This is a genomic window from Mesorhizobium sp. M1322 (genome assembly GCF_040318085.1).
Taxonomy (GTDB): Bacteria; Pseudomonadota; Alphaproteobacteria; order Rhizobiales; family Rhizobiaceae; genus Mesorhizobium.
This window is the reverse complement of record NZ_JAMYLP010000081.1, coordinates 20,934-27,291: the sequence shown is the minus strand read 5'-3', so window position 1 is coordinate 27,291 and position 6,358 is coordinate 20,934. Positions and strand designations below refer to the sequence as shown.

General features: G+C 61.6%; 5 protein-coding genes and 1 tRNA gene. 2 read left to right on the top strand and 4 right to left on the bottom strand.

Annotated elements, in window-relative coordinates:
* Window positions 1–18 precede the first annotated feature (18 nt).
* Window positions 19–95: transfer RNA gene (locus NKH12_RS23875), tRNA-Met, on the top strand.
* Window positions 96–815: 720 nt separating this feature from the next.
* Here NKH12_RS23875 and NKH12_RS23870 read toward each other — a convergent pair.
* From NKH12_RS23870 to NKH12_RS23855, 4 genes are all read right to left on the bottom strand, one after another.
* Complete coding sequence (locus tag NKH12_RS23870; RefSeq protein ID WP_352955403.1) at window positions 816–1,640, bottom strand: recombinase family protein; 825 nt, start codon at window positions 1,638–1,640, stop codon at window positions 816–818.
* Window positions 1,641–1,770: 130 nt separating this feature from the next.
* A complete protein-coding gene (locus NKH12_RS23865) occupies window positions 1,771–2,151 on the bottom strand; it encodes a helix-turn-helix domain-containing protein (protein ID WP_352955402.1) in 381 nt (126 codons plus the stop codon).
* Window positions 2,141–2,461 carry a type II toxin-antitoxin system HigB family toxin gene (locus NKH12_RS23860; protein WP_352955401.1) on the bottom strand — a complete coding sequence of 107 codons (321 nt, stop codon included), beginning with the start codon at window positions 2,459–2,461 and terminating at the stop codon, window positions 2,141–2,143. The genes NKH12_RS23865 and NKH12_RS23860 overlap by 11 nt, the downstream gene beginning before the upstream one ends.
* 825 nt (window positions 2,462–3,286) lie before the next feature.
* Window positions 3,287–4,063 (bottom strand): helix-turn-helix transcriptional regulator, encoded by a 777-nt coding sequence (locus NKH12_RS23855; protein WP_352955400.1) that lies wholly within the window; start codon window positions 4,061–4,063, stop codon window positions 3,287–3,289.
* A gap of 204 nt (window positions 4,064–4,267) precedes the next feature.
* On the opposite strand from NKH12_RS23855, the gene NKH12_RS23850 reads away from it, so the two are divergent.
* Window positions 4,268–6,355 carry a hydantoinase/oxoprolinase family protein gene (locus NKH12_RS23850; protein WP_352955406.1) on the top strand — a complete coding sequence of 696 codons (2,088 nt, stop codon included), beginning with the start codon at window positions 4,268–4,270 and terminating at the stop codon, window positions 6,353–6,355.
* The last annotated feature ends 3 nt before the right edge of the window (window positions 6,356–6,358 follow it).

Here is a 6,358-nt window from a genome sequence, read left to right as displayed (position 1 = left end):
CATTCGCCGTCAAGTTGACGCGGGGTGGAGCAGCCCGGTAGCTCGTCAGGCTCATAACCTGAAGGTCACAGGTTCAAATCCTGTCCCCGCAACCACTGATACCGACACTCCCGCAGCGAAAGCTGCGGGAGTGTTCTTTTTTGTAGTCTTTCCAATTGTTTGGCGCTCAATCCAGTTGAGGATCGTGCCTAGCTCGCCATAGAGCGTTGCGTCGATCTTGCCGCGATTGTTGCCAGGGCGCAATACGATCTTCTCGATGAGCGAGCGTAATGCCTCCGCAGCCTCTGCCCGCCCATCAGGGCGGTTGAGCGCCTCTGTCAACCCGGCCACTTTCTTCGCATAGATCGCCGAGGCGCTAGGCAAGAGGGCCGGGGCATTCTCCAGCACGTCGGCGAGGAGAGCGGACAGTTCGGCCTTGCGTGTTTGCAGCTTCTCGATTTTCTCTTTGAGCGTGAGGGGAGGTACGCCGGCAAGAATGGCGTTGATGGCCTTCTCCAGTTCGCGCCCGGTCTTCTCGAGCTCGACTCGCCATGCGTCGCCATTGGACCGGCGCTCACGGTTGAGCCGGTTCGTCTCTTCCGCATGAGCTCGCATGGCCTCCGCTGCTACCTCTGGCAACATCATCCGGTTTTTGAGACCGGCGAGCACGCGGCTCTCCAATTCCTCGCGGGGGATCGTGCGACTGTTGGAACAGGATTTGTTGGCGATGTGGCTCGATCAGGCGAAGCGGCCGGCGCCACGGAGCGAGTAAGAGCCACCGCAGCAGCCGCAAAAGATCAGACCGGACAGCAACGACTTCGGCCGGCGTGCTCCGTTCAGCTTGTTCTTCCTATGGTGCTCGCGCACCGCCTCGGCCACATTGGCGTACTTCTCGCTGATCTCGCTCTGGCGTGCACGGACCGCCTGCCAGAGTTGGTCATCGACGATCCGCAACTCGGGAACCTCACGATACGGTCAGATTCCGGATTGATGCGCGACACGCGCCTGCCAGTGGACGGATCCTTCACATAGCGAAGTCGGTTCCAGATCAGCCGTCCGATATAGAGTTCGTTGTTGACGATGCCAGAGCCGCGCTTCTGATGCCCGCGGATCGTCGTGTCGATCCAGGGCTTGCCGCCGGGACCAGCAACACCCTCCTCGTTCAGCGTCTTCGCAATGGTGCGCGGGCCGATGCCGGCCGCAAAGTCGCGAAAGATGCGACGCACGACCTCGGCTTCGTAAACGTCGATCTCGCGGTCGCCTCTGATGAGTTCGCCGCGATGGTCTAGCTTCTTGAGGATCTTGTAGCCGTAGCAAAGCCCGCCGCCGGACTTGCCGTCCTCGATCCGACCGCGGAGGCCACGATGCGTCTTGGCGGCAAGGTCCTTGAGGAACAGCGCATTCATCGTGCCCTTCAGGCCAACATGCAGCTCCGTGATCTCCCCCTCTGCTAGGGTGACGATCGGCACGCCGGCGAACTTCAGATGTTTGAACAAGGTGGCGACGTCGGCCTGATCCCGGCTTACTCGGTCCAGCGCCTCGGCGACCACCAAGTCAAACTGGCCTTCCTGTGCATCCTGCAGCAGCATCTGGATGCCAGGCCGCAGGATCATACTCGCCCCGGATATGCCTGCATCCTTGTAGCAGCCGACGATTTCCAATTTTCCCGCTTTGCTTGCTCGCGACAGATGCGGAACTGATCTTCGATCGACGAGTCACGCTGACTGTCAGACGAGTATCGGGCGTAAAGCGCAATGCGGGTCATCTGGTGTGTCTCTCGGCTTCGGCCCGTCAGGCGGCTTCGTCCTGGCGAGTGGGGCGGATCAGCACCTCGGCCGAGATGCCGAGCTGCTCGTGCAGGCTACGGATCATCTCAATCGAGAGGCCGCGTCGGCGGTTAAGCACCTCGGCTACGCGGCCCCGTGTTCCGATTATTGGTTCCAGATCCTTGCGGGACAGCCCCTGCTGCTCCATGCGGAACTTGATCGCCTCGATCGGGTCGGGCGGGTCCATCCGATGGTGCTTTTCCTCATAGACCTCGATCAGCGTTGCCAGCACGTCTAGCCGGTCACCCTTCGGCGTGCCGCTCTTTGCTCCCCAAAGGCGCTCCACTTCGGCAAGCGCTGCCTCATAATCCGCTTCGGAGCGGACGGGCTTCAGGTCAGTCGCCATGCTTCACCTCCGTTACGTCGATCCTGTCATAGGCCCTGTGGGCGCCAATCCACTTGATCCAGACAATGCTCTTCTCGAAGTCGGCTGCCACCACCAAGCCGGCATTGCCCTTGATGTTAAAGACGATCCGCTCGGCGCTGACGATGCTGGCCGTGGCATAAAGGCGCTTCACATCAGCCGAACTTTTCCAGTCCGCCTTGCTGACTTCGTCGAACCACGCATCTAACGCAGCCTTCACTGCCGGCTGGTCTTTGTGCCTCTCAAGCCTGTCGACGAACTCCCGCAAAGTGCGACGGGCAATAATCCTCATGCTGCAACCTTACTTTGGTCCCGAAATGGGTACAAGTCAAATCTGCAAACGACCCCGGCGGGAAGTATCGCCGGGAATGGAAAGCGCTGCTCGAGGCAGGGTTCAAGGGCGATCGTCGGACCGCGTCCCGGCTTTCGTACGCCGTTCGGCTGTCAGCCTAGGTTCGAACTGCTCGCGGGCGATCTGACGGCCGATTAAGCGGGCGAGACGTAGGATAGCCGCGTGTGCGACGGCCGGAGATCCGGCAGACGTCTCGGACTCAACCGCCGTGGTGCGAACCTCGATCCTGATCCTATCTCGTTTGGCTGCCATGCCTACAGACCCCGGTCCGAGCATCATCAGGGACCATCGGAAACTCATTGGAGGCATAGAGGGAAGGGGGGCGCCGCCGTTGTGCGGCGAATCGGCTACCGCGACTTAAAAAAGGGCTGGGTTGGCCTGGACTCGATTGATGAACGTACAGGACCGAATCGATCGTCGGGGGTTCGAGTCGGGAGAGCGTTACCGCCTTCCCCCACATTCTGGGACCCTGCGATATTCTCTACGGTGTTGGGCGTGATGGACGTGTCTCGGTGCTGCAAAGACCGGTGGCGAACGGGAAGTCGGACGACCTACGTTTTCCACGACGCGAACGGCAGCTTTGCGCCGCAAGTCGGGCGCTCGGGTGTAGTTTCTACTTTCCTCAAAGCGGACGTTGAAGATATGCGGACTTTGGTCCGCGGTTGACCGATTGTGTTGAAAAATCAGCCGTATCGACACTCGGCTCTGAAAGTTCTGAGACACTAAGTATGGTGACTCGTCTCTCGTGATTGCCATTGGCTAACTTTACTGGACCCGATGCTGGAAGAACTGCAAAAACAGTTCCCGCTCCGTGGTGATGTCGAGCTTTTCGTAGATGCGCCGGCGATGGTTCTTGACGGTGCCGACGGTGATGCCGAGACGCTCGGCGATGTTCGCCGTCGGGTGACCGGCCAGGATCAGCTGGACAAGTTCCCGCTCGCGGAGAGACAGCTCTGGCCACAGGCTCGCCGGGATGGTCGGCTCCTGCCGCGGCGAGGCGCCGGGACCTGTCGGCGCCGACGTGCGGGAGAACTCGGCCGCGTGCGCCTTGATGTCGAGTGCGTGCAACGCCTCGAACACCGGTAGCCGCTCATCCAGCAAGGCGATCTCGCTGTCCTTGAACGACATCGTCGAGCGGTCGAGGAAGATACCGAGGCACCAGTCGCCGCCATCCGCCAGCATGATGCCGACCTCGTTGCAGATTTCCGACTGCGCCAGGAAGCCGGCTATGTATTGGCCGCGCTTGGCCTCGTCGTCGGCAAGCCGCTTCAGCGGAATGATGCCCAGCCTTCGCTCGCGCCGCCACGAGGCATAAAACGGATCGAAGACATAATAGCTGGCGAGGTAGCGCTGGACCATCTCGTCCGAGAAGCGCCGGTGCTTGACGAATTCCGGCGTCCTGGTCGCCGAATAGCGCGTCACGGTGACGAGGTCGTGGTCGATGTCCGCGCCGATCAGGTCGATCAAGCAGTCGACATGGCTGTCCGTGCCGGTGGCGGCGATCGCTTTGGCGAGCGGCGCCCAGATATTGCCCATGCGCATGCCCTTTTCTCGGTTATGTCGGCCCAGCCGTCATTGTGTCTTTAGGCATATGGCGCGATGCCGCCCGTCGAATCTAGCCTAGCGTCAACTTAGACCAAATCCCGAGGCGACCGTGACCCAACCCAACCTCACCGGCCCCATTGTTGGTAACCCGCCAATCATTTTGGCAATCCGATCGTGATCGGTATCGACGCCGGCGGCACCATGACCGACACGATCCTTGTCGATCAGGACGGCCACTTCAAGATCGGCAAGTCGGCAACCACTCCGAAGAACGAAGCCGAGGGTTTTCTGGCCTCGGCCGAGGACGCGGCAGACGCCTGGGGCATATCGCTGGAATCGCTGTTTTCCGGCGTCAATGTCGTGCTCTATTCCGGCACCGGCATGCTCAACACGCTGTTGTCGCGCACCGGCCGCCGGCTTGGGCTGATCACCACCAAGGGCCTCGAGGATATGATCCTGATGGGCCGCGGCCTGCAGGCCTGGGCCGACTATTCCTATGCCGACCGGCTGCACGCGGTCACCCACCATCATCCCGATCCGCTGGTGCCGCGCCGCCGCACCCGCGGTGTCACCGAGCGCATCGACCAGTTTGGCGACATCGTGCTACCGCTCTACGAGCATGAGGTTTCGGCCGCCGCCAAGAAGCTGATCGCCGACAAGGTCGAAGCGATCTGCATCATGACCATCTTTTCGCACGTCAATCCGGTGCACGAGAAGCGCATCGCCGAGATCTGCCGCGAGGAGGTCGAGAAGGCCGGCGCTGACATCATCGTCTACACCAGCCACGAGGTCCGCCCGGTCATTCGCGAACAGTCGCGGCTGAATTCGGTGCTGATCGAGGCCTACGCGACCTCGCGCGGCCGCAAGCAGCTCAAGGGGATCGAGGACGTCTCGAAGAAATACGGCTTCAAATATGGCGTCCAGACGCTCCTCTCCTTCGGTGGCCTGACCTCGATCAACCATCCGCGCCTGCATGAAACCATGATCTCCGGCCCGATAGGCGGCATTTTGGGTGCTGCCTATGTCGGCAAGCTGATCGGCAATGACTCACTCATCTGCTCGGACATGGGCGGCACCTCCTTCGACATGGGTGTCATCACCCGCGGCCAGACGCGCATCGAGAACGAGCCGCTGATGGACCGCTTCAAGCTCAATGTGCCGACGCTGCATCTCGACACGATCGGCGCCGGCGCCGGCATGATCCTCAAGGTCGATCCGCTGACGAAAAAGGTCTCTCTCGGACCGGAAAGCGCCGGCTCCGATCCCGGTCCGATCTGCTTCGACCGTGGCGGCACCGAACCGACCATCGCCGACTGCGACGCCATTCTCGGCCGGCTGAACCCGCACTATTTCCTCGGCGGCAAGGTCGTGCTGCAGGTCGACAAGGCTCGGCAAGCCTTCGAAGAGAAATGCGCCCGCGTGCTTGGCGTTGGCGTCGAGGAGGCGGCCGAAGGCATGATCGACATGCTCGAGGCCGACGCCAACAATGCGCTGCGGCGCGTCATCTCCGGCCAAGGCATCCACCCGTCGGAGTTCACGCTGCTCTCCTATGGCGGCTCCGGTCCGCTGCACCTTGCCGGCTGCTCGCGCGGCATCGGCTTCAAGGACATCATCACCTTCCAGTTCGCCGCGGCGTTCTCCGCTTTCGGCTGCACGACAGCCGATTTCATGCGTCGCCATTCGGTGTCGACGCAGCACGACATCCCTTCGCGCGCCGACGACGCGACGCTTGCCGGCTTCGGCGTTAAGGTCACCACGGTGTGGAACGATCTGACCAAAGCGGGGGTCGACGAGATGATTGCCGACGGCCATGCCCGCGAGAAGATCAAAACCGTGCCGTTCCTGATGATGCGCTACACCGGCCAGCTCGAGGACGTCGAAGTCATGGCGCCGCTTGCCGAGGTCAATTCGGCCGACGACATGCGCAAGGTTCTCGACGAGTTCGAGGCGGTCTACGCCAAGGTCAACCATCGCGTCTCGCGCTATGGCGAAGCAGGCTTCACCATCACCGAGCTCGGGCTGATCGCCACCGCCGACAAGGTCAAGCCGGTGCTGCTCAAGCGGCCGCTCGGCGCCTCCAATCCCGCCTCCGCCCACAAGGGCGTGCGCGAGGCCTATATCGCCGGCAGCTGGCACAAGGCCAATCTCTACGAGATGGACCTGCTTCAGCCCGGCCATGAAGTGATCGGTCCGGCCATCATCGAACATCCCGCCACGACGCTCGTCGTTCATCCGCAAGATCGCGTCTTCGTCGATGAATGGACGCTGCTGCACTATTCCCATGCTTGAGAG